The 231-nt window shown below is 73.2% G+C and carries 1 protein-coding gene; it reads right to left on the reverse strand.

Features of this window, described 5'->3' with window-relative positions:
• On the reverse strand, positions 1 to 199 hold a 199-nt coding region (locus ACZ3GY_RS24875), incomplete at its 3' end, for a hypothetical protein (RefSeq protein ID WP_465912503.1).
• Between the last annotated feature and the right edge of the window lie 32 nt (positions 200 to 231).

A 231-nucleotide genomic window follows, 5' to 3' on the forward strand; every position in this document is an offset into this window, starting at 1 on the left:
GGCGGTCCCGCTGCGTCGTCTCGAGCGGCTCGCTGGCGATTGCGAGGTTCAGCACCTCGACGAGGAGACTGTCCTCCAGGCTGCGCATGGCGGACGTGGCGGCCCCCAGATCGCGGCGCACGCGCAGAGTCTCCTGCGCGAGGAGCAGCAGGCCTTTGATGCGGGCGAGCGTGCCCGGGGCGGCGCGCGCGCCTTGCATGCGGCCTGCGTAGTGCGTCGGCCAGCGCATGC

It is taken from the genome of Pseudomonas sp. PME37.24/006 (assembly GCF_055556635.1).